The following is a 22,929-nucleotide window of genomic DNA, read 5'->3' on the forward strand; positions in this document are numbered from 1 at the left end:
TTATTAGTTACGTAATGGCTTTCCTTTTACAAGCATGTGCTGCATTCTTGCTTGTGATTTCATCTCACTTACTAAGCTAATAAATGCTTCACGTTCTACATCTAATAAATACTGCTCATCAACTTCTGTTCCGTACGGCACTTTTCCGCCCGCGATGACATATGCAAGTTTCTTCGCAATGTGAAGATCATGTTCAGAAATGTAACCTGATAAGTGCATTGCTTCTGCACCAAGTACAAGAGTTGCATATCCTGTTTCACCAACAACTGGTATCTTTTTACGAATCGGCGCTTTATAGCCAGCTTCATATAAAGAAAGTGCTTTTTGTTTCGCATCATATAGTAAGTGATCACCATTCACACTAATACCGTCTTTATCGCCTAAGAAGTTGTTCGATACAGCTTCTTGTGCTGATGTAGAAACTTTCGCCATCGCTACAGATTCGAATACTTTATTCGCAACTTTTTGCAGATCAAACTCTACACCGTTTGGCATTTTATTTAAGTGTTTAATGTATAGCTCTTTATTACCGCCTCCGCCAGGGATTAAGCCAACACCAACTTCTACTAAGCCCATATACGTTTCACTAGAAGCTTGAATGCTCGCTGCTGGTAAACAAACTTCTGTACCTCCACCAAGCGTCATACCGTATGGTGCTGCTACAACTGGCTTAGAAGAGTATTTAATTTTCGTCATTGCATCTTGGAAGTTCTTCACAACCAACTCAATTTCAAAGTAGTTGTCATCTTGCGCTTCCATTAAGATCATTGCTAAGTTCGCACCAACGCAGAAGTTCTTCGATTGGTTACCGATAACAAGACCTTTATAATTCTTTTCTACTTCATCAACAGCGTAGTTAATCATTTGCGTAATATCCATACCGATTGCATTGCTCTTCGAATGGAATTCTAAGCAAAGGATGCCGTCACCTAAATCAATTAAGCTCGCTCCGCTATTTTTCTTTAATACGCCATTTTTCGCTTTTAATTTCTTAAGAGAAATTGCCTTTTTATTACGTTCGATTAGCTTATATTCGCCATTATCGTAATAGTAGCTATCTCCGTTATCATGTTTGTAGAAAGTAGTGAAACCTTTCTCTAACATTTCTTTCACCCAAGTCGGAACAACTACGCCGTTTTCTTCCATCTTTTGAACGGACTTTTCAACGCCGATTGCATCCCAAACTTCAAACGGTCCTTGCTCCCAGCCGAAGCCCCACTTCATCGCTTGGTCAATTGCAACGATATCGTCAGCAATTTCTTTATGCAGTTTTGCAGAGTATAAAAGAGTTGGTGTGATGATGTTCCATAACAACTCTCCTGCGCGGTCTTTCGCGTATACAAGCGCTTTCAATTTATTCGATAAACCTTTTTCTTGTTTACTTAACTCGATAGATGCAGCTTTTAATTTTTTGCGAGCTTCGTATTCCATCGTTTCAGGATTTAGTTCTAAAATTTCTTTTCCTTGTTTTAAGAAGAAGCCTTGACCTGTTTTACTTCCAAGCCATTTTTTATCAAGCATGTCATGCATGAAGGCTGGTACTTTAAATACATCACGCTCTTCTTCTTGTACGTTTTCATATACGTTATTTGCAACGTGTACGAATGTATCTAAACCGACAACATCTAATGTACGGAACGTTGCGCTCTTCGGACGACCAATAAGTGGGCCTGTTACAGAATCAACTTCCCCAATGCTATAGCCGCGTTTTATCATCTCTTGAAGAGTTACTAATAAACCATACGTACCGATGCGGTTTCCAATAAAGTTTGGTGTGTCTTTTGCGATAACAACGCCTTTTCCAAGAACATCTTCGCCAAATAGTTTCATGAAGCTTAATACTTGTGGATCTGTTTCTTTCGTCGGTATTACCTCTAGAAGTTTTAAATATCGTGGTGGGTTAAAAAAGTGTGTGCCTAAGAAGTGCTTCTGGAAGTCGTCTGAACGACCTTCTGCCATTTTTTCTACTGAAATGCCTGACGTATTCGAGCTTACAATAGAACCCGGTTTACGAACAGCATCTACTTTTTCAAATAGTTTCTTTTTAATATCTAAGTTTTCAACTACTACTTCAATAATCCAATCTACATCAGCTAGACGCTCAAGATCATCTTCTAAGTTACCTGCTTCAATCAGTGCTAGATTTCCTTTCACTGTCAGAGGAGCTGGTTTTTGCTTTAATAGTTTTTGCACAGCCGTATTACTAAAACGATTTCTCACACTTTTATGTTCTAATGTAAGTCCCTTTGCTTCCTCTTCTTTTGTTAGCGCAGGTGGTACAATATCAAGCAATAATGTCGGAATACCAATATTAGCTAAGTGTGCCGCAATCCCTGAACCCATTACGCCTGAACCTAGAACAGCAGCCTTTTTAATTTGGAACATCCATTTCTCCCCCTATTCTTGAATGAATGCTCATTCAATTTTTCGACATAAGTCGCAATCAATGAGTGAGCCTCTACTAATAAATATATGATACAGTTTGAATTTTCGCAATATATTTATTGATAAAATTTTCTGAAATAAATATATTTCTTTCATTTGGCTATGCTATACATGTGTATTTTCTTCATTAAAATGCACTTTTCCTTTTTATAATCTGACGAAACTGGAGGAATATATATGGCAAAACTTAAGAAGAACCCTTCAAAGGCTGGAATTAGCGCAGCAAGCGTAACTGGAAATGCAGGTCCTCATAATCACGGTGTGGAAAAGGGCCGTCAAGGTAATAACCAACAATATAAGAAGCATAATATGGGCGAAAAATAACGGTATATTTTTGGGCAGAAAACGTGGCATAATGGGTAATGGCTGCTTTTTCTGCCCAATTTATTTGTACATATGGAAAACAAAAGAGGGAACGATGATGAAACGAACAATAGTTATGATTGTAATGATTGCTACACTATTTACAGGGATGATTTTCTTCTCTTATGCACAAAGGCAACAAGCTGTAAGAGCGGATCAACCTAACATTACTGGGCAATATGGCATTACAATCGATGCAGACACAGGTGAAATTTTGTATGGGAAACGGGAAGACGAACGCTCTTATCCGGCTAGTATAGGGAAAATGATGACTACCTTACTCTTACTCGAGAATGTAAAAGAAAATGAAGAAATTACAGTTACAGAGAACGCAATTAAAACAGAAAGTCAAAGTAAGAAAATTAAACTTCGTGCCGGGGAAAAGTTAAAGCGGGATGAGGCATTAAAGCTTATGCTTATCATTAGTGCAGACCCGATAGCTGAATCCATTGCAGAACATATCGCAGGATCAAAAAATGAATTTGTAAAAATGATGAATGCTAGAGCGAAGGAACTTGGTACAAAGCATGCGACTTTCAAAAACGCAAGTGGTGCTGATGCACTTGGAAATAAAGTATCGCCATATGACATTGCTATGATTACGAAAGAAGCATTAAAGTACCCAGTTGTTTTAGAGTATATGAATTCAACACGTACAACTCTACATACTTCAGAACGCTCTCCAAACATCGCAAACTATGGACGAGAAGAACTATATGACGATCCATATGCAATTGGAAGTAAAAGCGGTCTATCAGCACTCGGAAAATATACGGTCGTAACAGTGGATGAAAAAGACGGTAAACGCGTTATTAATGTTGTTTTATCTTCTACTCGCACGCAGCTATATCCTGATACGAAGAAAATGGCACATTACGCATTTCAGCAATTAAAATAACCAAGGAGTATTTTCTCCTTGGTTATTTTTTAACCATACCTTTTAACACGAACGCAACGTTTGCTGGACGCTCTGCTAGACGACGCATGAAGTAGCCATACCAGTCGTTTCCATAAGGCACATAAACACGCATTTTGTAACCTTCTTTTACTAGCTCAAGTTGACGCTCATTACGAATACCATATAACATCTGGAATTCAAATTGGTCTCTTGGAATGTTGTGTTCTTCGGCAAGTTTTTTTGTATATTCAATAATCGCTTCGTCATGTGAAGCAATCGCAGTATAATTTCCATTTAATAAGTGCATTTTAATAATTTTTTTATAGTTATCATCTACATCTTTCTTCTCCGGGAACGCTACCTCTTCAGGTTCTTTATAAGCTCCTTTTACAAGACGTAAATTAGGACTATAAGCATTTAATTCTTCCATATCTTTTTCTGTACGATATAAGTAAGCTTGAATAACTGTACCAATATTATCGTACTCAGATTTTAACTGTTTAAAGATATCAATTGTCTTTCCGCAGCGTGTATAGTCTTCCATATCAATGGTAACAAACACACCATTTTCTTTTGCAGCTTCTAAAATACGGCGCATGTTGTTCATTACGATTTCATCAGAGATATCTAATCCCATAGAAGTCATTTTTAAAGAAAGCTGCGAATCAAGACCTTCTCTTCCAATTGCACGGATTGCTTCAATCGATTGGTTAGCCATTTCATTTGCTTCCGCTTCATTATCAACGAATTCCCCTAAATAATCGATTGTTACACAAAGTCCTTGCTTGTTCAATTGTTTAATAGCTGCTGTCGCTAATTCAATTGTCTCCCCTGCGACAAAGCGACCTGCACCAAAGCGTAAACCGTACTTTTTAGCCAGTTTTGTTAGCGCTTTATTTTTTGACAAGAAAAGAAACGAATTTCGCATTAATTGTTCCATGTAATTCACCCCTATGACTGTAATTTATCTGTTTTTTACCCCTCTTCAAAATTATATCATTGTTTAAAATTATTGGATACAAATAATTATTTAGATAATTTATAAAATACTATAAAAACATTTAAAAACCTATATTCTCGCTTATAAATATGCAGGGAATATTTTTCGACATTTAGAAAAAACGACTTTACTAGGCACAAAATAAGCATGTCGAAAATATTCGACATGCTTATAAAACCCTTTATATTCCATGTAAATTATATAAGGATATTAATACAGAAAACTTGAGATTATATTTACCTCAAGTTTTTTATTGCTCATTTCTCTTCTCTTCATTCAACTTTTTAATATCTGTAATTAACTGTACCATCTCTTCTTTCGCATCAGGATATGTCTCATTCCAATGCTTCACTAAAGCCGGCATCGTCTTCGCTATGTAAGAATACAGTGCCCACTTCTGCACCTGTTCTTTTCTCTCTGCATTGCTCTCTCCAAGTAATAGTTCTGTGTATTTTTCTAGTAACCCGTCAAATTGTTCGTTAAACTTTTCACTCATCTTATCTACCTCCTATATGAAAAAAGCAGCGAAGATCGCTGCTTTTCCTTACAATTTTGATCGAACAGAGTTTAATTTCTTTTCCATCGTGCTTACTTTATCACGACGATCATCGATACGAATTGTTGTTGCAACGCGCTGTGCACCTTTCGTATATGGAACTTCATGCATTTGTTGAATTACTTCTAGAATGACAGGAAGATCTCCTTCAATTACTGTATTCATTGGTGTTAATTGATACTTCACGCGATCTGCATTTTTCTCTAGCACCTTTTGTACTTCTGCTACATATTCACTAACACTTGGATTACCAGTTCCTACTGGAATAATCGATACGTCAACAATTGCCATAGTAGTTTTCCTCCTATAATTGCTTCTTATATATCCATTGTCTATTTTACCGAAATACTCATCATTTTACTAATTTGTTATTCCTCTATTTTAAACTGCTCAACCAATCTTTCTAAGTCTCTCATATGCTCCGTCAAACTTTCCATCGTATGAGCTACCTTTTCTAGATGACTCACTTGAGATTCAGTTGCAGCATTTACTTCTTCCGAAACAGCTGCGCTTTCTTGACTTGTACTAGCAATTGTATGCATTACCGTTGTAATTTCTCCTTGCTCGTAACCGATGTTATGTACCTCTTCTACAATTTGTTCGACTGAAGTACTAATTGTATTTACAACTGACATAATTGTGCGGAATTCCGCTTCTGCCTCTGTCGTAACTTTATTTTGTATATCTGCAATATCTTTTAATTTACTTATAACCTCTACAACTCGTTTTACCTCTACTTGTACATCGCCAATCATCGTTGCGATTTCTCCTGTCGCCTCTTTCGATTGTTCCGCTAACTTTCGAACTTCTTCGGCAACAACAGCAAAGCCTTTACCTTGTTCCCCTGCACGCGCCGCCTCAATCGAAGCATTTAAAGCAAGTAAATTCGTTTGATCCGAAATACCTTTTATAAGCTCTACAACATTTTGAATCGATCCAACTCTTTGCTCTAACTTTCCGGATGCTTCCTCTGTATGAACAACAATCGAAGATGATTGGCCCCTTGTACGAACTAAATTACGCATCGTATTTAATCCTTGCTTAGATGCCTCTTCAGCTTTGCCAGCCACACCTTTTATTTCACCAACCGAATTATTCATTTGTTCCACTGACTGCGCCATATTCTCGAGTTGCTCTGAAACTTCATCTACACTATTAGCAAGAGTAGAAGCTCCTCCGCTCACATCATCCATTGCACCTGATACTTCTCTACTAGCTGCTACAGTTTCATTCGTTAAATAATGTAGATTATTCGTTGATTGTTGCACTGTTGATACACTATTTTTAATTTTACTTACCATTTCATTCATTTGCTCAACCATATGATTAAAATGATTCGTCAGCTCTCCAACTTCATCCTTACTTGTCACTTTCATTTGCAACGTTAAGTCACCTGCTGCTACTTTTTGAACGTGATTTGTTAATAGTTGCAATGGTCTTGCTAATCTTCTTGAGAACAAGTATGAAGCTGCGATTCCAACTAATAAACTAATACATGCCATTATAAGGACTGTATTTCTCATACTATTTAATAGCCCATCAATCGTTTCTTTCGGATAAAAAATTCCTATTTTCCATTTCATCAAATCAAATGACTGGCTATAAACAACTACATCTTCACCTTTTAATGTAGTGACAGCATATTTTGTTACCTCTTTATTTAAACTCTTCACAAGTGGCTCTTTCGAAACATCTTTCCCTATTTTCTCTGGGTAAACAAGAGCCATACTTTTATCATTTATAATAAACATTTCTCCGCCATTATTGTATTGAATATTATGAAGTAACTTCTGAATTGTTCCGAGCGATACATCCATCGCAACAACACCTAACACAGATCCATCTTGAGCTGTAATTGCTTTAGAAACTCCCACACTTAACTTACCTGTTGCAATTTCATACATAGGTTGTCCCCAGTGAACCTTTTTCACATCAGCTTCTGATTCTTTATACCATTGTCTTGTCGTTGGATCATATCCTTCTGGCACTTGTCCACCTTCAGCAAGATTGGCACTTAATGTTTTTTTATCTTTCGTACCAATATATAAGTCTAAAATACCAGGATGATTCTTTTTGTACTCTGAAAACTCTTTCGTCAAAAATGCTTCTTCTTCTGGAGTAACTCCGTCTTGAAGTATATTACGAACCATCTCACTGTTCGCATAATATCCCATATCTTCATCCGTTCTTTGAACAAATGTCGTAAGTTGCTCTGTCACAAGATCCATCGTATTTTGAGAATACTGGTCTAAGGAGCGCACTTCCTTCTCTTTCTGTAATTGATACATAGCTGTACCTAATATTACAAACATCATAGAAATAAGCACCGAAAATACTACCGCAATTTTTAAACGTAAACTTCTCAACATCTTCCCCCAAGCATCCCCTTCTCGTTGTATTGTAATCATATTAATCACTATATTAAGTATAATGGATAAAATTAAAAAATTGAAATTAATTCTCATCTCAATCTGAGTAGAAAACCTACTACCACTTGTGCAAAAACAAATAGTTCATTATCCTTAAGCTATATCATCTCATTCGTTCGGAGGGAACTATGTTACAAAAATTCGGTTTCTCACAATATGAAAGCCAAGCTTATGAAGTTGTCGTATCAAGCAATGAACCATTAGATGCTACAACAATTGTGAAGCATTCTGGTGTTCCAAAAGCAAAAATATATGAAGTGCTAGCACGCCTGATTGATAAAGGAATGGTAATGGATTCTGTTTCAGAAAAGAAAAAATTGTATACAGCATTACCACTAAAGCTCGCAATTGAAAAATTAACGACAGAATTTCAATCAAACATTAAAGAATTAGAAACGAATATATCAAAAAAATCATTTACAGATGACCGTGTGTGGAGCTTAAAAATGCAATCTTCTATTCGAGTTCAAAGTAAAGAACTCATCGAAAGTGCAAAAGAATCAATTCGCATTTCAGCTTGGAATGACACTCTTTCAGAATACCTTCCTTCACTAGAAGAAAAAGCAAAACAAGGCGTCAAACTCGAGTCCCTTATAGTTGGAAAAGTAGAAACAGACTTAGAAAACATGCATTTTCTAATCCCAACTGAAGAACCTAACGCATTAGAACGCTACTTGCTACTCATCGTTGACGACCGCGAAATTTTATTTGCTGGTGTAGAGCAAGAGTCATGGCAAGCGATGAAAACAATGTCGCAACCTTTCGTAAAGTTCTTTACAGAATTTTTCTATCACGACGTTGCACTTGCAAAAATTACAGAAAAGCATCTGGATCTCTTCATGCAAGATGAGGAAATTAAGAGTTTGTTGAGGAAGTTAAGATACTAAAAAAACGCCTCTATTACAAGGCGTTTTTTTCTACATTTCTTTTCTATTTTTCATCCTTAACACATAAGCACCAGCAATAATAAAACCAATTCCTAAAACGAATAAAGCCGTAAATTCATTGCCGACGCCGCCAGTAGCTGGTAAACGCACTTCATTATGAGTATTATGTTGTTGCATCGGCTTCACATCAGCGGAAGGTTTCACTTCTCCACTCGGTGTTGGCTTATTTGGCTTAGAAGGAAGTGATGCCTTTTCTTCTTTCTTATTTTTCACAATATGTTTAATAATTTCTCCATTCTCTTTTATTTCAAATGCAAATGTCTCTTCATTTATTACATATCCATTCGGTGCTATTGTTTCTTTATACGTGTACTTTCCGTATAGTAGTTTAAATTTCGCTACACCTTTTTCATCCGTTTTCCCTTTTACTACTTCTTTCCCTTGTTCGTTGTAGATTGTAAACTCTGCATTTGGCAGTTTCGTATTCCCATCCGCTACATCTACTTTCGTTATTTCTAAATCACCTTCTACTTTCTTATCTTGAACGATATGTTTAATAATTTCGCCATTCTCTTTTATTTCAAATGCAAATGTCTCTTCATTTATTACATATCCATTCGGTGCTATCGTTTCTTTATACGTGTACTTTCCGTATGGTAGTTTAAATTTCGCTATACCTTGCTCATTTGTTTTTCCTTTTACTACTTCTTTTCCCTGTTCATTATAAATTGTAAACTCTGCATTTGGCAGTTTCGTATTCCCATCCGCTACATCTACTTTTGTTATTTCTAGTTCACCTTCTACTTTTTTATCTTGAACGATATGTTTAATAATTTCTCCATTCTCTTTTATTTCAAATGCAAACGTCTCTTCACTTATTACATATCCATTCGGTGCTATTGTTTCTTTATACGTGTACTTTCCGTATGGTAGTTTAAATTTCGCTACACCTTTTTCATCCGTTTTCCCTTTTACTACTTCTTTCCCTTGTTCGTTGTAGATTGTAAACTCTGCATTTGGTAATTTTGTATTCCCATCCGCTATATTTACTTTCGTTATTTCTAGTTCACCTTTTATATTTTCATTTTTCAACTCTAATACAGCAGTTTCACCAGTTTTCACTTCAATTTTTTTAATACTTCCGTCTAACACATATCCAGCTGGCGCTTGAATTTCTTTGACGCTATATATACCGATTGGAAGATTCCCTAGCTCCGCAATCCCCTTATCATTAGTCGTGACATTTTGTTTAAAGTTTTCATTAGAAACTTCAAACACCGCTCCTTTTAATAATTCCTTTTTTTCTCCTAATTTCATAATCTTTAAAGAGCCTACTGATTCCCAATTTACCACTAAATCTGTACTGATTTTCTCACTATTTCTTTGTAACAATACCGTTGTATTTTGAACTTTTTCTGATCCTTTAAAAGCTATTGCTTGTAAATTTGTTAAAGTAGACTTCACTTTCATTTTAAAATTACCACTACTCGTATCTTTCGGGATTAATATTTTAAATTTTTCGTTAATTGATAATGTACTTTTTTCTTCTCCATTTTCATTTACAATTCGAAGCCCTTTAGGAGCATTTTCAGGAAGAATTGTATAAGAGCCAGAAACCGCATTTGTTTGCACTGCATAAAATCCTGTTTCTAAATAATTACCTTTTTGTGTAGCAGTTTGTGGATCTACAGGATTAACTTTAAAAAATATATCTTGTGATCCAGTTTCTTTTTTTGAAGCTTCTACTAAACGCTTCATAAGATTATGTACTCGTTCATTTTTTGCAACTAAATCTTCTTCCGTTAATTCATTTGCTGCAATCCATACCGCTAATTGTGTAGCATAATGCACCTCTTCTACTGTCGCTACCCCTAATTCAGATGGGCTTTTTTGAGGATATCCATTTAATAAAACACGATATACGGCATCAGATGATTTCCCCATCTCAGGCAAATCATCTCCATTTGGAGAACGCAAATCAGGCGTTAAACAATACGCAATACTACCCGAAGCCGTTTTAATTATTTCTGTCTTTATTTCACGCTGTTTCGACTTACTATAACTCCAATCCATTTTATATGTTTCTCTGTTCATTACTTCTGCCTTCACTTGCGGCATTGCAATTCCTAATAAAATAATAAAAGCGCTTAAAAAACTAAACCATTTACCTACCATCTTTCGTTTCATTCTCTCCACCACCATATATAAATTTCTACATGAAGCAATCTTACTGTTTCATTGTACTTATAGTGAAAAAAAGAGAATAGGTGGTTTTTTTGTAGTATCTTGTCGAATTGTTGAGAAAGTTCCAAAGTAATAAGCAACCTTTAAATTATTTGCTCTCATGCTGCTATTGACAAATGGACATTACATATTTTAAATTTTCAAACATGATAAAAAAGCACTTTATAAGTGCCTTCATAACTTACGAGAAACAAATTTTAAACGAATATATATTACTTATCTTTTTCCTTTATCTCCGTCAACAGCTCAATAATTTTCTCATTTTGCTCCACTTGTTTCTCTGAATTTTGATAGATGAAACGGACCCACCTTAATACAACAACAACTATCAATATCGGTAGTAGAGCAATTATCATGCCAAATACCGAGAAATTAGACATCATTCTCCATCACCTCGCTACATACAACCTTCTCCATCCACCTACTAAAACTTGCAATTTTTTACAAATAAAAAAGAATCTATCAAACGATAGATTCTTCTTTTGCAAACTGAGCAGAACGTCCTCTCGTAATCGAGAAAATTGCACAAAGTAGTGCTAATATAATAAAGCCGCCACCTACCCAAGCATTATATATAACAGATGATTTCTCAATAACAACTCCGCCTACTGTTGAACCGAGAGCAATCCCTAAGTGAAGCGCAGAGTTATTTAAACTTTGCTGAATACCAGCTGATTCTGGTGCAATTTCAATTAAATAATTTTGTTGTGCTGGTGAAATAGCCCAGCTAAGCATACTCCAAATTCCCATCATAATAATGAACAGCGGGAATGAGAATGTCATCATTGGCAATATGAAGATCGCACACGCAAATACGATAATAATTGAAATAATACTTTTCTTCGATCCCCATTTATCAGCAAGCAAGCCCCCAAGGCCGCCTCCAAGTACCGCTGCAATTCCGAAAATGAAGTAAAATACACTAATCCAATCTGCTTCAACATGCATCACATCTTTTAAAAATGGTGTTAAATATGCATATAGTGTTAAATGACCCGTTAAAAATAAGAATGATGTTAACTGTGCACTTACGATTTTCTTATCTTTTAACGTAGCAATTTGTTCTCTTATTGATAACACTGATGTCGGTGGTACTTTCGTTAAGAATAATGAAATACAAGCGATTGCTATAACTGTTAATACCGAAATTAATACAAATGGTGCACGCCATCCATATGCATTTCCGAGTACAAGGCCAAGCGGTACTCCAAGTACAAGTGAACCACTAATCCCCATGAAGATGATTCCAATTGCACGCGCACGAAAATGTGGTTCTACAACGCTAGAAGCAAGTGTTACTGACAGTGCAATAATAAGCGAACCACTCGCCGCACAAATAACCCTTGAGAACATTAACATCCCATAATTCACACTAAATGCTGAAATAATATTTCCGATTAAGAAAATTGATAATGCCCCAATGTATAATCTTTTTCTTTCGAATTTTCCAGTTATCGCCAATAAAACCGGACCTGATAAAGCAAATACTACTGAAAATATTGTTATAAGCTGACCAGCTGCACTAATAGATACTCCTAAATCATTGGCAACTAGATCGAGCGTTCCTCCTATAATTAGCTCAACCGTTCCGACTACGAAAGCCGCGATAGCTAAAATATACACACGAAAATTCAAGTCTTTCCCCACGCTTTCTTTTTTGGTTACTACGACTATAGTAACCAAAAAAGAAATTGAACACAAGTACAATTTTTTTACAATAAAAAAACAGGCGTATCATACGCCTGCCTTCTAATTATTAAACACTAGTTTTGTTCTTCTTATTTAAATACCAATATACTGGGAGTCCAGTAAAGACAATTCCAATTGATAAGAAACAACTTACCGGATCATTAATAATCGCACTTCCAAGTACAAACAATGATCCTAAAATCGCAACGATTGGTACAATCGGGAATAACGGTACACTGTATGCACGCTCTTTATTCTTGTTACGTTTTCTTAAAATGAAGACACCAATAAACGTCATTACATAGAAAATATAAATAATGAATACGGAAATCTCAGATAGCTTATTCGGATCACTAATAACCATTAAAATAATTCCTAAAATGATTTCAACAGTAATCGCATTTGCTGGTGTTTTAAATCTTGGACTTTCCTTTGCGATAAACTTAGAAAACGGAAGGTGTCCACGCTCTGCCATAGACATCGGAATACGTGGGAACGTTAAAATCTTTCCATTTAAACAACCGAAAATAGAAACGATAATACCGATACTAATGATTTTCCCGCCATATTCTCCAAGTAGCATGCCCGCAGCTGTCGCTGTTGCATTCTCTCCAAGGTCTACAATTTTCGCTGCTGGTAACACATTTAATAATGCCAAGTTAATTAGTACGTAAGCAGCCGTTACAATTAAAATCCCAACTGTCATCGCTTTCGGTAATAGCTTTGTTGGATTCTTCATTTCTCCGCCAATCGAAGCAAGTAGAATCCAGCCGTCATAAGCAAATAATGTTGCTAAAATTGCCATACCGATACTTTGATTTTCTGATATCGGCACTACTACATTAAAGATATCGCTATTTCCTTTCCAAAAACCTAACACAACAATTAATACGATTGGAATCATCTTTCCAATTGTCGTAACCGTTTGGACGATACCTCCATATTTTGTTCCCATACTATTTACAACGCCAAGGAACACAACTGTTCCAATAGCAATTGGTAAATTCCATACTTTATCTAAATAGAAAAAATTAATCATTAAAGAACTAAAGTACAATCCTAATGTTCCAATAATAGCTGGTCCATAAACAATTGTTTGCATCCAGCCTGATAAATATCCCCAAAAACTTCCGTAAATCTCCTCTAAATACGTATACAACCCACCATTTTTCGGGATTTGCGCTCCAATTTCAGCTACTGTTAAACCACTTGCTAACGTCAACAGACCACCAATTACCCAAGCAAGAATAGCCATATTAGAACTCCCCGAGTAATCTAATACGCTCCCTGGCTTCATAAACACACCAGATCCAATAATCGTTCCTACTACGATAGAAAGTGCTACTGTTAAACCAATTTTGTTCTTCTCATCATGATGCATGCTGCGTATCCTCCTTCCAATTCTAGTGTGATGCAAAAATGAAATAAAAAAACACTCCTCCCTAAAAAAGGGACGAGTGTTATATTCGTGGTTCCACCCTTGTTTCAATTCGTAAAGTAACATACTTCACCAATTTCTCAAGTCTAAATAACGGTTTTTGCCGGCAAGCAATTACTAGGTATCCGTTCACTGCTGCAGTTCAGAGGTGGTAATCCATTTTTCCGTATTAGGAAGCTCACAGCCAAAGGCTTCCCTCTCTGAGAATCGTAAAAAATTGATCATGTCCTCATCATCACTTCTTGATGTCGAATTTTGTAGTTATTGTTCATTATATTGAATTGTTAGAAAAAATCAATATATTTTTTTATATAACATAAGAAATGTTTCTCTTCTTATATTATAACAGAAGCTATAATATTTCTCTAATTCCCCAGTATCTTTGGAACAGCGTAGCGGTAAAAATTATCTCAGCGATTTTCAAAATATATCGATTTACCAACAAAAAACGACAATAAGTAAGAGGAGACTTTCTAAAAGAAAGTCTCCTCACATACATACCTTCCGGTTGCCCACACGGAAGATACGACTTTACTCAATTATTTCTCATCTTTTTTCATAAAAAATTTACCCCGCATTAACGGGCAGTAAAACTTCCACCTTAAAATCCAGCGAATACAAGGATGAAGTTGGAATATTAACTGCCCGTAAAAGCCCGATTGGTTCAACTAATAATCAGTGGAAATGCACCACTGATTAAAGTTTCACTTTATGGTGCGGTAAATCAACGTTCAATTCCTCTAATTGTTTCTTTTCATTCTCTAAAATCGCTTTTGCTTTTTCTTTCGTTGTCTCATCTAATCCCGCAAAGATGTCTTTATGCTTAACCTTCTCTGGGAACTTCACGCCTAGTTTTGTTAATTCTTCTTTTGCTTGCTTATGTGTTAATTTCCCGGACTTTTCCTGTTCAAAAATAGACGTTGCTTTTTCTTTTGTTGCTTCGTCTAAGTTAGCAAACATGTCTCCATGCTTACCCTTCTCTGGGAACTTCACGCCTAGTTTTGTTAATTCCTCTTTTGCTTGTTCACGTGTTAATTTGCCGGATTTCTCTTGCTCTAAAATTGATTTTGCTTTTCCTTTTGTTGCTTCGTCTAAGTTAGCAAACATGTCTCCATGCTTACCCTTCTCTGGGAACTTCACGCCTAGCTTTGTTAATTCTTCTTTTGCTTGTTCACGTGTTAATTTACCGGATTTCTCTTGCTCTAAAATTGATTTCGCTTTTTCTTTTGTTTGATCATCTAATCCCGCAAACATATCTTTACGTTTTTCTTTCTCTGGAAGCTTTACACCTAACTCCTTCAACTGTTTCTTTGTATCGTCCATAATCGTTTTTACTTTTTGTTTTGTAGCGTCATCTAAATCTTTTTTCGCCGTTTTTGTAGACTGCTCAGCTGCTTGAGTATTCGTTGCCGCGAATGCCGGAATACCGACTCCTCCAATGATTCCGAATGATAAAGCACCTGCAATCGCTAAATACCCAACTGTTTTCTTCTTCATAGGAAATTTCCTCCTTCATATTTCTAAAGCATGTACACTTTCGTATACAATTCCTATAGTAATGTCGGTTTCTTAACATTTCCTTAACGACTTAACAAAAAAACGCCGCTCATCCCGAGCGGCGTTGTTCTAAGCTTTTTGTAATTGTAATTCTTCACGTTCCATTATTCTTCTTAATACAATTGTTTGTGTCATTGTAAATAAGTTACCCGTTATCCAGTACAACACAAGTCCTGATGGCGCCGCAAATCCCATAAATAAAATCATTGCTGGCATCATAATTTGCTGCACTTTCAGCATCTGTACTTGTTCTCCAGGTGTAATATTAGATTGGAAAACTTTCATCTGAATAAATGTCGTTAACGCTGCGATAATCGGTAATATATGATAAGGATCTGCATGTCCTAAGTTCACCCATAAAAATGACGATGTGCGAATCTCTTCTGTTCGGCTAATCGCATAATACAAAGCAGAGAAAATCGGCATTTGTATTAATAGTGGCCAGCAACCAGCTAGTGGATTCCAACCGCCTGATTTCATTAGTTCCGACATTTCCTTTTGATACTGCTTTTGTTTTTCAAGATCTTTACCCACATCACCGTATTTTTGTTTCAGCTTCTGCAGTTCAGGTTGCATTTTCTTCATTTTCGCTTGACTACGATATTGTGAAACAGCTAATGGAATCATGGCTGAACGAATAACGAGCGTCATAATAATGATAGCAATCCCGAAGCTAGCTCCTGGTATGTGATGAGCAACAAATTGAATCATAAACGAGATTGGATATACGAAATAATGATCCCAAATTCCCGTACTATGTGCATCAATTGGGGCTGCATTACTGCAACCAGATAAAACAAAAACAAGTAATAATGATAAACTAACGAGCACAGCTCGGTATGATTTTAACATGTTCATTCCTCCAATGTTTCGTAATTATTTAGCGAAACATTGGTGTATACGGACCGACCTCGTCATTCTCTTCACTGGATTCTTGTCTGCGCACAGAACGAATCATTCCATATTTATAAAAAATAGAGAAAAGCGTTACATTACCAGTACCCTCTTCACACGTATTAACTAGTTTAAAAGCTCTTTGTCTACCGCTTGATGCTTGCTGACGCACAAAGCGAGAAACATTAGCAAGGAAGAAAACTTCTAATAAACAAAGTGCTGTCGTTACAAACGATATATATAGAATTGCATCCTGCAATAAAAATTCCATCGCTTCACATCCTTAATAAGGTCATTTTAGCACATTCAACAAACATTCTCTATTTCCTTTTATCGTCAAAAAAGTATTTTGCATATTTTCTCAAGAAAACTATGCTAAAAAACTAATGTATTCGCTTTCTTTAGTATATTCACACGTATTCTTGTATAGGTTTAATTTGTTAGAAATTTATAAAATTTTCGCATTATAATAAAACTATTGCCAGTTTTTGAAAAAACCTTTATTCTCTTCTTGTAATCAAAAATGAATATGGAGATGAAACATACTATGGGTCAACTAGGAGACGCCGATTACGTTCCCGACACCGCCTTTTTATCCTTCCCAGCAGCTAAAACATTTCACTTAGAATTTATCATACAGTTGGTTGTTATTTTCGTAGCCTCTATTTTGTATGCAATTTCTATGAATATGTTCTTTATCCCGCATAACATGATTAGCGGTGGATTCGCTGGTGTAGGGATGATTATCGGTTATTTAATGCACTACAATATCGGTGCACTTATCTTTTTACTAAACATTCCTCTTCTTATTTTAAGTCACTTTTACTTAGGCAAGAAGACAACCTTTTTAACAGCGTACTTTGTAGCTGTATCATCGTTAGCGATGAACATTATCCCTGTACATCAAGTTTCAGACGATATTTTACTGTCTTCTGTATTCGGTGGTGTAATCTGCGGAGCAGCTTCCGGAATCATATTCCGATTTGCTTCTTCAACAGGTGGCTTTGATGTTGTTGGATTGATTGTAGCGAAACATCGAGATATTTCAATTGGAGCAATCATCTTTGGATTCAACTTAATCTTACTTGTTGCAGCAGGATTTATTTTCGGATGGGATATTACGCTTTATACGTTAATTAGCCGGTTTGTAGTCAGCAAAGTTATCGATGCTGTGCATACGAAACATATTAAATTAACGATAATGACAGTTACAGAAAAAGGCGAGGAAATAAAAAGCGCACTATTGCATCACGGCATACGCGGGGTGACAATGGTAGATGCTGTCGGCGGCTATACAAACCATAAGAAAAAAATGATTTACACTGTCGTGACTCGCTATGAGTTAGGCGAAATGAAACGTATTATCCGTCAAGTGGATAACAAAGCATTCATGAACATTACTGAAACAGTTGAAATTGTCGGCCGTTTCAAACGCATATAAAAAAGGTTAATACATGAAAGGGCATAACATATTAGTCATATATAATATGTTATGCCCTTTGTTATTCAACTAACGCACCCTTTAGCATAATAAAATCACGAAGTTTATTACTACAAATCGGAGGATAGCATTCCGTATACAATACTATCTGTCCATTCATTTTTACTCCAAAAATCTTGTATAAAATGGGCTTCCTTTCTCATGCCTATTCGTTCACACAATTTTTGTGAAGCTGTATTACGTGCATCAAGATTAGCTTGTATACGATGTACATGAAATTCATTAAATAATTTAAATACCAAACTACTTACTGCTTCTGTTGCCAAACCTCTCCCAGCTACTTCATTTGAAAAACTATAACCAATCTCAACAGTGTCTTTCATATTTGTGTACCATACGGATAAATCACCAACTACTTTAGTCTTGTATATAACTGCCAAACTTAATATTGATTCTTCATTAAGTACATTGTTTGCTAGCTTCTTATTAAATCTTTTCTGCATGTCTTCATGAGTCCACTTATTATGTAATAGGAACTTACATGTATCATCATTATTATAAATAGCAAATACATCCTGTAAATCAGTACTCTTAAAAGGTCTAATTATTAATCTTTCTGTTGTGATCTCCAAGTTAGCTCTCCTCCCTTACATTCATGCTACAAAACATTTTTTATAGTATGTAAGCCTCCTTCTTAGATCTCACCTTGATTACATATTTCATCATAATAAATTAAAATCCTTCTTCCACTAAACCGCATTGTTAGTGGTATTTCCTTGCGATTTTTATTTTTTACACTTATTACAAAATCAGATAATTCTATTATTGTGGCCCTAAATGTGTTATAATGAAAGCAGACTCACAAAAAAAGAGTATATAGACTTGGAAGTTTCTCTTATTTTTACAAGCAAAAAGAAACGAGCAGTCAGGTATATTTCAAACACCATACACGTAACGGTTTAAAAAACCGATCATCTTAGTTATTCTTCCATGATCTTTTTATAAAAAGATACGTACAACTAAAATTCACTTCAATATACTATACCTACCTTTTTGACTTCCAAATCATCTTATTACATAAGGAGATGAACATATGAATCAATATATAAGATATACAATAGCTGTCCTGTTTGCTATTATCGGCGGAACAATCTGCTTCTGGACAAACACTCAGCTTGGAGAGAATATCATTTTTAATGGAATCGAAACGCTTGTAAGCGCTTCAATTTTAGGTGGATACATTTTCTTCCTCTTCAATCCAGAAGAAAATGCGCAAAAAACAATGTTATTAACAATGATCGGAATCGTTGGCGGATGTATCTCCTACTCAATGACTAACTATACATTACCACTTCAATTAAGCTCAGCTTTCTTCCACGGTCTATGGACTTGGTTCATTGCATTCTGCCTAGCAGACGTATTCAACCTTTTACAAGACAATGAAGAAGAGAACGGTCGCCAAATTGAAAGTAACTCGTAAGCTGGAAGATATTCTTCCAGCTTTTTTAGATCGGTTTTCATACCCCTGTTGGTATTTACTGAAATATATCGGCGATTTTTTCATTATATCGACGTTTCGACACGGGATATCGACTTACCGACAATTTTCAGCAACCTATGTAGGCTCTATGCCCTGTCACTATAATAAAAAGAAGCTACCCTCACGGCAACTTCTTTTCTACATACCCCATCCGGTACTTACCGGAATATATCAACGATTTTTCAAATATATCGATTTCTCCACTTATATCAACGATTTTTTCATTATATCGACGTTTCGACACAGGTTATCGACTTACCGACACCCTTCGACACTCAAAACGCACAACATACCCTATCCCCCAAGCAACTTACTGCCGAACTCTACGATTAAAAAGATAACTAATAGGATCGCGAGTATCTTTAATGCTACATATGCTACTTTAAAAACAGCATAAATGAGCAAGACTATTAAAATAATCGTTAAAATTTCCATCTAGAATTCCTCCAAGCTTTGCTCTTCTTATCTTATTTTACTCGCTCCAGACTTTTTATGGAACGGCATAAGACGACATAAAAAAAAGAGGATACCTCACCCATCGTAAGATACCCTCTCTTTCAGCTGCTCAAACCATTCTCTCTCTAATTGTAAATATCCTATTTCACTCTTCTCGGCACTCTTTAATTCTTTGTCTGCTTTCCTCATATAAGTGTGGGACGCTTCCATATCGCCCTCTAAATATTTAACAATTCCTTGTGTGCGATAATACCCATGTAAGTCCACTTTTGTAATGGCCTTCCCATGTTCCTTCGCTTCTTGCAGAGAAAGACTATCCATCTGATAAAGAGCTTTATATAAAAGATACCAACTATGAAAACTACTAACAAAATATTTATTTTCTTTCGTGACAGAAAGTTGGGCAACTTGTTCTACATATAGTATTGCTCTTTCCATTCCCTTTTGATCCGATCGGGCAAGGAAAACGAGCATAAGTCCGCTCATGATCTCTCTTATATTTTTATTTTCTTTTATTTTATCTTCGCTAAGTTCTACTAATCTCTTATCCCAATCTTTCGGCCTCTTATAACTAAATAACTCCCTCGATACTTGAATGTTATATACATGCTGCTTCGCCTTTTCATCATCTTTAATTAGAATAAGAAATTGCATACCATCGCTCATAAGCGTTCCTTTTATCGGCGCGATTGTAACCGCAAAAATTATAAAATGGAAAACAGAAAAATATAAAAGATATTGATAATAACTCACCATGTATATGTAACCAAAAGTAATACCAAATAGTAAACTTGTAATTGGTCCACCTAAAGTCATCCATGCCCATTTTTTTGAAAGGTTAGGTGTTACTATAGAAGGCGGTATTAACATTGCCACGCCTCCGAAGTACGCCCATAATTTATTTTCTCGAATGCGTACTTTTCCCCTCTCTTTTTGAACAGTAATAGGCCCTACTGTCATAAATTTAAATGTCAAACCACCTATTACGCCGAATACGACATGTCCTAACTCATGAATGATTACCACTGCCAGAAAAATCCCCAATAATGCCCATATATTCAACATTGTTTCTAATTTCCCAGTTCGGATCACTCCGTATAAAATGGACAGAATGAGCGCCACTGTCAGTGAACCAGCTGGCCTTCTTAAAATATCCACCTTTTTCTCCCCTTAATAAATCATTTTTCTATGCATTTCGTACATATATGTTCCAACATGTAATACCCAAACGAACGAAATCATAATGACCATAAAATAATCTTTCCCATCTAAAAGTGCATACACAATCGCCGCTAACCACGCACAGGCAAGTGTCATATTTGTATATTGGTATGCCTTATATCCCGCTTCATGAACAATTTGTTTTTGCCCCTCATCTGCATTCTTTGCCCACATTTCCATTGACTGAGAATACGTAACACTCTGTTCTGGATATAGAGCGTTATACCTTTTCCTCATTACAGATCCTAACCAAGTTATAGCAATAAAGCACACTGTAGATACCACAATACTTACACTAACAAAGAGCAAGTTTCCCTCACTTGTATACGTTCTATAAAAAGCGATAACTGAGCAAACAAACCATGATGGAATAACAATTTCCATTACTCGAAAATAAATAAGTGCTATTCCTAATCTTCGTCCCTTAACATTTTCTTCTTCATCTTTCGTTTGTGCGAGCGCTCTTGTACGCTTCCAAATATAATATATAGCTATTACGCCAAATAAACTCATCATGCCAATGCTAATAACAGGAGATATTTTACTAGTTCCCTCTGTTGCAATATCTCCTACTACATACCCTATAAACCCACCGCATACCGCTCCTACTAACAACTTCAGTATAGCCAAAATTTTCCCCTTTACTTTACTCTTCATCTCCATCTTCCCCCTCCACTAACGCAAATATTTCCTCCACCGGTACGTTGAAAATTTGTGCGATTTTTAGCGACAATACAATAGATGGTGCATAATCCCCGCGCTCAATTAAACTAATCGTTTGCCGTGATGATCCAATCGCTTTCCCTAAATCCCCTTGTGATAAACGATGCTTTGCTCGCAATTCCCTCACTCGATTTTGAAGCTTCATGTCTTCCCTCTTTTTCATTTATTTAATTAAAATTGTAAATAATATCCTTATTTTTGTCAATTATAATTGTCATTACGACTATAATAATTGACAAAAATAAAGATGTATTATGATGAAAATAACTTATATAATGAATGTGAAATATTAAACAAAGGAGGTTCCATATGAAGAAAACATCTACCTTTTCTTACGTTCTTACTAAGCTTACAGCAGCTTTATTATTATTATTATTATTATTATTACTTATTAGCACGCTTCTCTTAACAACTAGTCAACAAACATTATATAGTTTCTTAGCTGGATTACGAGAACTACTTTATGTTCCCTTCGCTCCTATTCTTGCGGCGTATGCAATTTTTTGTTCTATTTGCATCGATAAATTGAAATTAAAAACATATACAAGACTGAAGACATTATGCCTTTATATTTTTTGCGGCTATTTATTTTCTCTTCCATTCCTAATATTTAAAGAAGCTAGTCTAATACAGTTCTTGTTTCTCGGATCAATTGGAGCAGTGTGTTCTCTTTTTTTCTACTTATGTGCAGTTATAGCAACAAAACTTAAGTGGATACAATATGTCGTGCCAGGCATTATGCTTATTATATTTATCACAATCAACTTTATCGATCTAGAAAAGGTTGGAACATCAAAAGAACAATGGGTCGAAACAAAAACAGAAAACTCTTTCGAAGCATCTTTTCAACATTTTAGTGGTGAACATAAAGTCCCCATTGAACTAAAACGAGGTGACATATTAGAATTTACCATTGAATCACGAGCTGAAAATCCGGATGGCTACATGGGAGCCGTAAAAATGGCTAGTGAGTTTCAAGAGGAAGAAAATTATTTAACTTCAAACGGTCCTAATACATACCAATTTGCAGCAATTAAGACGGGAACGTATTACATTATAGTTAATGGCAATAAGTTAAAAGGAAAGTTGAGAATAGATTGGAATATAAAATAAAAAGGCAGTGCGTCTGCACTGCCTTCCTAAATTCT

23 protein-coding genes and 1 other annotated feature are annotated in these 22,929 nt (G+C 35.7%); of the genes, 6 read left to right on the forward strand and 17 right to left on the reverse strand.

What is annotated here, in order from left to right:
• Nucleotides 1-3: 3 nt before the first annotated feature.
• Complete coding sequence (locus tag DT250_RS07290) at nt 4-2,385, reverse strand: 3-hydroxyacyl-CoA dehydrogenase/enoyl-CoA hydratase family protein (protein ID WP_149212851.1); 2,382 nt, start codon at nt 2,383-2,385, stop codon at nt 4-6.
• Between the two features lie 237 nt (nt 2,386-2,622).
• Between DT250_RS07290 and DT250_RS07295 the strand changes: the two genes are divergently transcribed.
• Nucleotides 2,623-2,769, forward strand: a complete 147-nt coding sequence (locus tag DT250_RS07295; RefSeq protein ID WP_001096344.1) for a YuzL family protein — start codon at nt 2,623-2,625, stop codon at nt 2,767-2,769.
• Between the two features lie 97 nt (nt 2,770-2,866).
• Nucleotides 2,867-3,706: a D-alanyl-D-alanine carboxypeptidase family protein gene (locus DT250_RS07300; protein ID WP_000831460.1), complete on the forward strand. Its 840-nt coding sequence runs from the start codon at nt 2,867-2,869 to the stop codon at nt 3,704-3,706.
• A gap of 22 nt (nt 3,707-3,728) precedes the next feature.
• On the opposite strand, the gene DT250_RS07305 is transcribed toward DT250_RS07300, so the two are convergent.
• The 4 genes from DT250_RS07305 to DT250_RS32795 all read right to left on the reverse strand — a co-directional run bounded on the left by DT250_RS07305 (nt 3,729) and on the right by DT250_RS32795 (nt 7,631).
• Complete coding sequence (locus DT250_RS07305) at nt 3,729-4,646, reverse strand: proline dehydrogenase family protein (protein WP_046955846.1); 918 nt, start codon at nt 4,644-4,646, stop codon at nt 3,729-3,731.
• Between the two features lie 310 nt (nt 4,647-4,956).
• The gene (locus DT250_RS07310) at nt 4,957-5,202 is read right to left on the reverse strand and encodes a YusU family protein (protein ID WP_087986005.1); all 246 of its coding nucleotides are present in this window, start codon (nt 5,200-5,202) and stop codon (nt 4,957-4,959) included.
• Nucleotides 5,203-5,250: 48 nt separating this feature from the next.
• The gene (locus DT250_RS07315) at nt 5,251-5,553 is read right to left on the reverse strand and encodes an MTH1187 family thiamine-binding protein (protein WP_001018862.1); all 303 of its coding nucleotides are present in this window, start codon (nt 5,551-5,553) and stop codon (nt 5,251-5,253) included.
• A gap of 77 nt (nt 5,554-5,630) precedes the next feature.
• Nucleotides 5,631-7,631 carry a methyl-accepting chemotaxis protein gene (locus tag DT250_RS32795; RefSeq protein ID WP_149212852.1) on the reverse strand — a complete coding sequence of 667 codons (2,001 nt, stop codon included), beginning with the start codon at nt 7,629-7,631 and terminating at the stop codon, nt 5,631-5,633.
• 188 nt (nt 7,632-7,819) lie between these two features.
• Between DT250_RS32795 and DT250_RS07325 the strand changes: the two genes are divergently transcribed.
• Complete coding sequence (locus DT250_RS07325; RefSeq protein WP_087986003.1) at nt 7,820-8,578, forward strand: TrmB family transcriptional regulator; 759 nt, start codon at nt 7,820-7,822, stop codon at nt 8,576-8,578.
• A 30-nt stretch (nt 8,579-8,608) separates the two neighbouring features.
• Here the strand turns inward: DT250_RS07325 and DT250_RS07330 are convergent, their stop codons facing one another.
• The 7 genes from DT250_RS07330 to DT250_RS07355 all read right to left on the reverse strand — a co-directional run bounded on the left by DT250_RS07330 (nt 8,609) and on the right by DT250_RS07355 (nt 16,671).
• A complete protein-coding gene (locus DT250_RS07330; protein WP_149212853.1) occupies nt 8,609-10,765 on the reverse strand; it encodes a SpaA isopeptide-forming pilin-related protein in 2,157 nt (718 codons plus the stop codon).
• 269 nt (nt 10,766-11,034) lie between these two features.
• Nucleotides 11,035-11,202, reverse strand: coding sequence for a hypothetical protein (locus DT250_RS31625; protein ID WP_176546143.1), 168 nt, complete (start codon nt 11,200-11,202; stop codon nt 11,035-11,037).
• A gap of 82 nt (nt 11,203-11,284) precedes the next feature.
• Nucleotides 11,285-12,469, reverse strand: a complete 1,185-nt coding sequence (locus DT250_RS07335; protein ID WP_142293450.1) for an MFS transporter — start codon at nt 12,467-12,469, stop codon at nt 11,285-11,287.
• A 109-nt stretch (nt 12,470-12,578) separates the two neighbouring features.
• Nucleotides 12,579-13,892 carry an APC family permease gene (locus DT250_RS07340; protein ID WP_088064746.1) on the reverse strand — a complete coding sequence of 438 codons (1,314 nt, stop codon included), beginning with the start codon at nt 13,890-13,892 and terminating at the stop codon, nt 12,579-12,581.
• 65 nt (nt 13,893-13,957) lie between these two features.
• Nucleotides 13,958-14,194: a binding site (T-box leader), on the reverse strand.
• 451 nt (nt 14,195-14,645) lie between these two features.
• Nucleotides 14,646-15,446 (reverse strand): hypothetical protein, encoded by an 801-nt coding sequence (locus DT250_RS07345; protein ID WP_149212854.1) that lies wholly within the window; start codon nt 15,444-15,446, stop codon nt 14,646-14,648.
• A 129-nt stretch (nt 15,447-15,575) separates the two neighbouring features.
• Nucleotides 15,576-16,358: a membrane protein insertase YidC gene (gene yidC / locus DT250_RS07350; RefSeq protein ID WP_000920534.1), complete on the reverse strand. Its 783-nt coding sequence runs from the start codon at nt 16,356-16,358 to the stop codon at nt 15,576-15,578.
• Between the two features lie 28 nt (nt 16,359-16,386).
• Nucleotides 16,387-16,671 carry a hypothetical protein gene (locus DT250_RS07355; protein ID WP_000394932.1) on the reverse strand — a complete coding sequence of 95 codons (285 nt, stop codon included), beginning with the start codon at nt 16,669-16,671 and terminating at the stop codon, nt 16,387-16,389.
• 276 nt (nt 16,672-16,947) lie between these two features.
• Between DT250_RS07355 and DT250_RS07360 the strand changes: the two genes are divergently transcribed.
• Nucleotides 16,948-17,841, forward strand: coding sequence for a YitT family protein (locus tag DT250_RS07360; protein ID WP_000530035.1), 894 nt, complete (start codon nt 16,948-16,950; stop codon nt 17,839-17,841).
• A gap of 110 nt (nt 17,842-17,951) precedes the next feature.
• On the opposite strand, the gene DT250_RS07365 is transcribed toward DT250_RS07360, so the two are convergent.
• Nucleotides 17,952-18,473, reverse strand: a complete 522-nt coding sequence (locus DT250_RS07365) for a GNAT family N-acetyltransferase (RefSeq protein ID WP_097906570.1) — start codon at nt 18,471-18,473, stop codon at nt 17,952-17,954.
• Nucleotides 18,474-18,934: 461 nt separating this feature from the next.
• On the opposite strand from DT250_RS07365, the gene DT250_RS07370 reads away from it, so the two are divergent.
• Entirely contained in the window at nt 18,935-19,321 is a 387-nt protein-coding gene (locus DT250_RS07370) for a DUF3938 domain-containing protein (protein ID WP_001077770.1), read from the forward strand.
• Nucleotides 19,322-19,675: 354 nt separating this feature from the next.
• Here DT250_RS07370 and DT250_RS07380 read toward each other — a convergent pair whose 3' ends face one another.
• The 4 genes from DT250_RS07380 to DT250_RS07395 all read right to left on the reverse strand — a co-directional run bounded on the left by DT250_RS07380 (nt 19,676) and on the right by DT250_RS07395 (nt 21,926).
• On the reverse strand, nt 19,676-19,816 hold the full coding sequence (locus DT250_RS07380) for a DUF3985 family protein (protein ID WP_000404783.1): 141 nt from the start codon (nt 19,814-19,816) through the stop codon (nt 19,676-19,678).
• A 96-nt stretch (nt 19,817-19,912) separates the two neighbouring features.
• Nucleotides 19,913-20,995 (reverse strand): site-2 protease family protein, encoded by a 1,083-nt coding sequence (locus DT250_RS07385; RefSeq protein WP_149212856.1) that lies wholly within the window; start codon nt 20,993-20,995, stop codon nt 19,913-19,915.
• A 12-nt stretch (nt 20,996-21,007) separates the two neighbouring features.
• Complete coding sequence (locus DT250_RS07390; protein ID WP_137035352.1) at nt 21,008-21,721, reverse strand: DUF3169 family protein; 714 nt, start codon at nt 21,719-21,721, stop codon at nt 21,008-21,010.
• Nucleotides 21,705-21,926 (reverse strand): helix-turn-helix transcriptional regulator, encoded by a 222-nt coding sequence (locus DT250_RS07395; protein WP_087981953.1) that lies wholly within the window; start codon nt 21,924-21,926, stop codon nt 21,705-21,707. Before DT250_RS07395 ends, DT250_RS07390 begins: the two co-directional genes overlap by 17 nt.
• Before the next feature lie 164 nt (nt 21,927-22,090).
• Here DT250_RS07395 and DT250_RS07400 point away from each other — a divergent pair, with 164 nt between their 5' ends.
• Entirely contained in the window at nt 22,091-22,894 is an 804-nt protein-coding gene (locus DT250_RS07400) for a hypothetical protein (protein WP_149212857.1), read from the forward strand.
• Nucleotides 22,895-22,929: the final 35 nt, after the last annotated feature.

The sequence above is a fragment of the Bacillus sp. AR2-1 genome, assembly GCF_008368755.1.
Lineage (GTDB): Bacteria > Bacillota > Bacilli > Bacillales > Bacillaceae_G > Bacillus_A > Bacillus_A wiedmannii.

Coding starts and splice junctions, on each gene's coding strand:
- DT250_RS07290 (WP_149212851.1), bottom strand. CDS start 2,385: ATGTTCCAAATTAAAAAGGCTGCTGTTCTAGGTTCAGGCGTAATGGGT.
- DT250_RS07295 (WP_001096344.1), top strand. CDS start 2,623: ATGGCAAAACTTAAGAAGAACCCTTCAAAGGCTGGAATTAGCGCAGCA.
- DT250_RS07300 (WP_000831460.1), top strand. CDS start 2,867: ATGAAACGAACAATAGTTATGATTGTAATGATTGCTACACTATTTACA.
- DT250_RS07305 (WP_046955846.1), bottom strand. CDS start 4,646: ATGGAACAATTAATGCGAAATTCGTTTCTTTTCTTGTCAAAAAATAAA.
- DT250_RS07310 (WP_087986005.1), bottom strand. CDS start 5,202: ATGAGTGAAAAGTTTAACGAACAATTTGACGGGTTACTAGAAAAATAC.
- DT250_RS07315 (WP_001018862.1), bottom strand. CDS start 5,553: ATGGCAATTGTTGACGTATCGATTATTCCAGTAGGAACTGGTAATCCA.
- DT250_RS32795 (WP_149212852.1), bottom strand. CDS start 7,631: ATGTTGAGAAGTTTACGTTTAAAAATTGCGGTAGTATTTTCGGTGCTT.
- DT250_RS07325 (WP_087986003.1), top strand. CDS start 7,820: ATGTTACAAAAATTCGGTTTCTCACAATATGAAAGCCAAGCTTATGAA.
- DT250_RS07330 (WP_149212853.1), bottom strand. CDS start 10,765: ATGAAACGAAAGATGGTAGGTAAATGGTTTAGTTTTTTAAGCGCTTTT.
- DT250_RS31625 (WP_176546143.1), bottom strand. CDS start 11,202: ATGTCTAATTTCTCGGTATTTGGCATGATAATTGCTCTACTACCGATA.
- DT250_RS07340 (WP_088064746.1), bottom strand. CDS start 13,892: ATGCATCATGATGAGAAGAACAAAATTGGTTTAACAGTAGCACTTTCT.
- DT250_RS07345 (WP_149212854.1), bottom strand. CDS start 15,446: ATGAAGAAGAAAACAGTTGGGTATTTAGCGATTGCAGGTGCTTTATCA.
- yidC (WP_000920534.1), bottom strand. CDS start 16,358: ATGTTAAAATCATACCGAGCTGTGCTCGTTAGTTTATCATTATTACTT.
- DT250_RS07355 (WP_000394932.1), bottom strand. CDS start 16,671: ATGGAATTTTTATTGCAGGATGCAATTCTATATATATCGTTTGTAACG.
- DT250_RS07360 (WP_000530035.1), top strand. CDS start 16,948: ATGGGTCAACTAGGAGACGCCGATTACGTTCCCGACACCGCCTTTTTA.
- DT250_RS07370 (WP_001077770.1), top strand. CDS start 18,935: ATGAATCAATATATAAGATATACAATAGCTGTCCTGTTTGCTATTATC.
- DT250_RS07380 (WP_000404783.1), bottom strand. CDS start 19,816: ATGGAAATTTTAACGATTATTTTAATAGTCTTGCTCATTTATGCTGTT.
- DT250_RS07390 (WP_137035352.1), bottom strand. CDS start 21,721: ATGGAGATGAAGAGTAAAGTAAAGGGGAAAATTTTGGCTATACTGAAG.
- DT250_RS07395 (WP_087981953.1), bottom strand. CDS start 21,926: ATGAAGCTTCAAAATCGAGTGAGGGAATTGCGAGCAAAGCATCGTTTA.
- DT250_RS07400 (WP_149212857.1), top strand. CDS start 22,091: ATGAAGAAAACATCTACCTTTTCTTACGTTCTTACTAAGCTTACAGCA.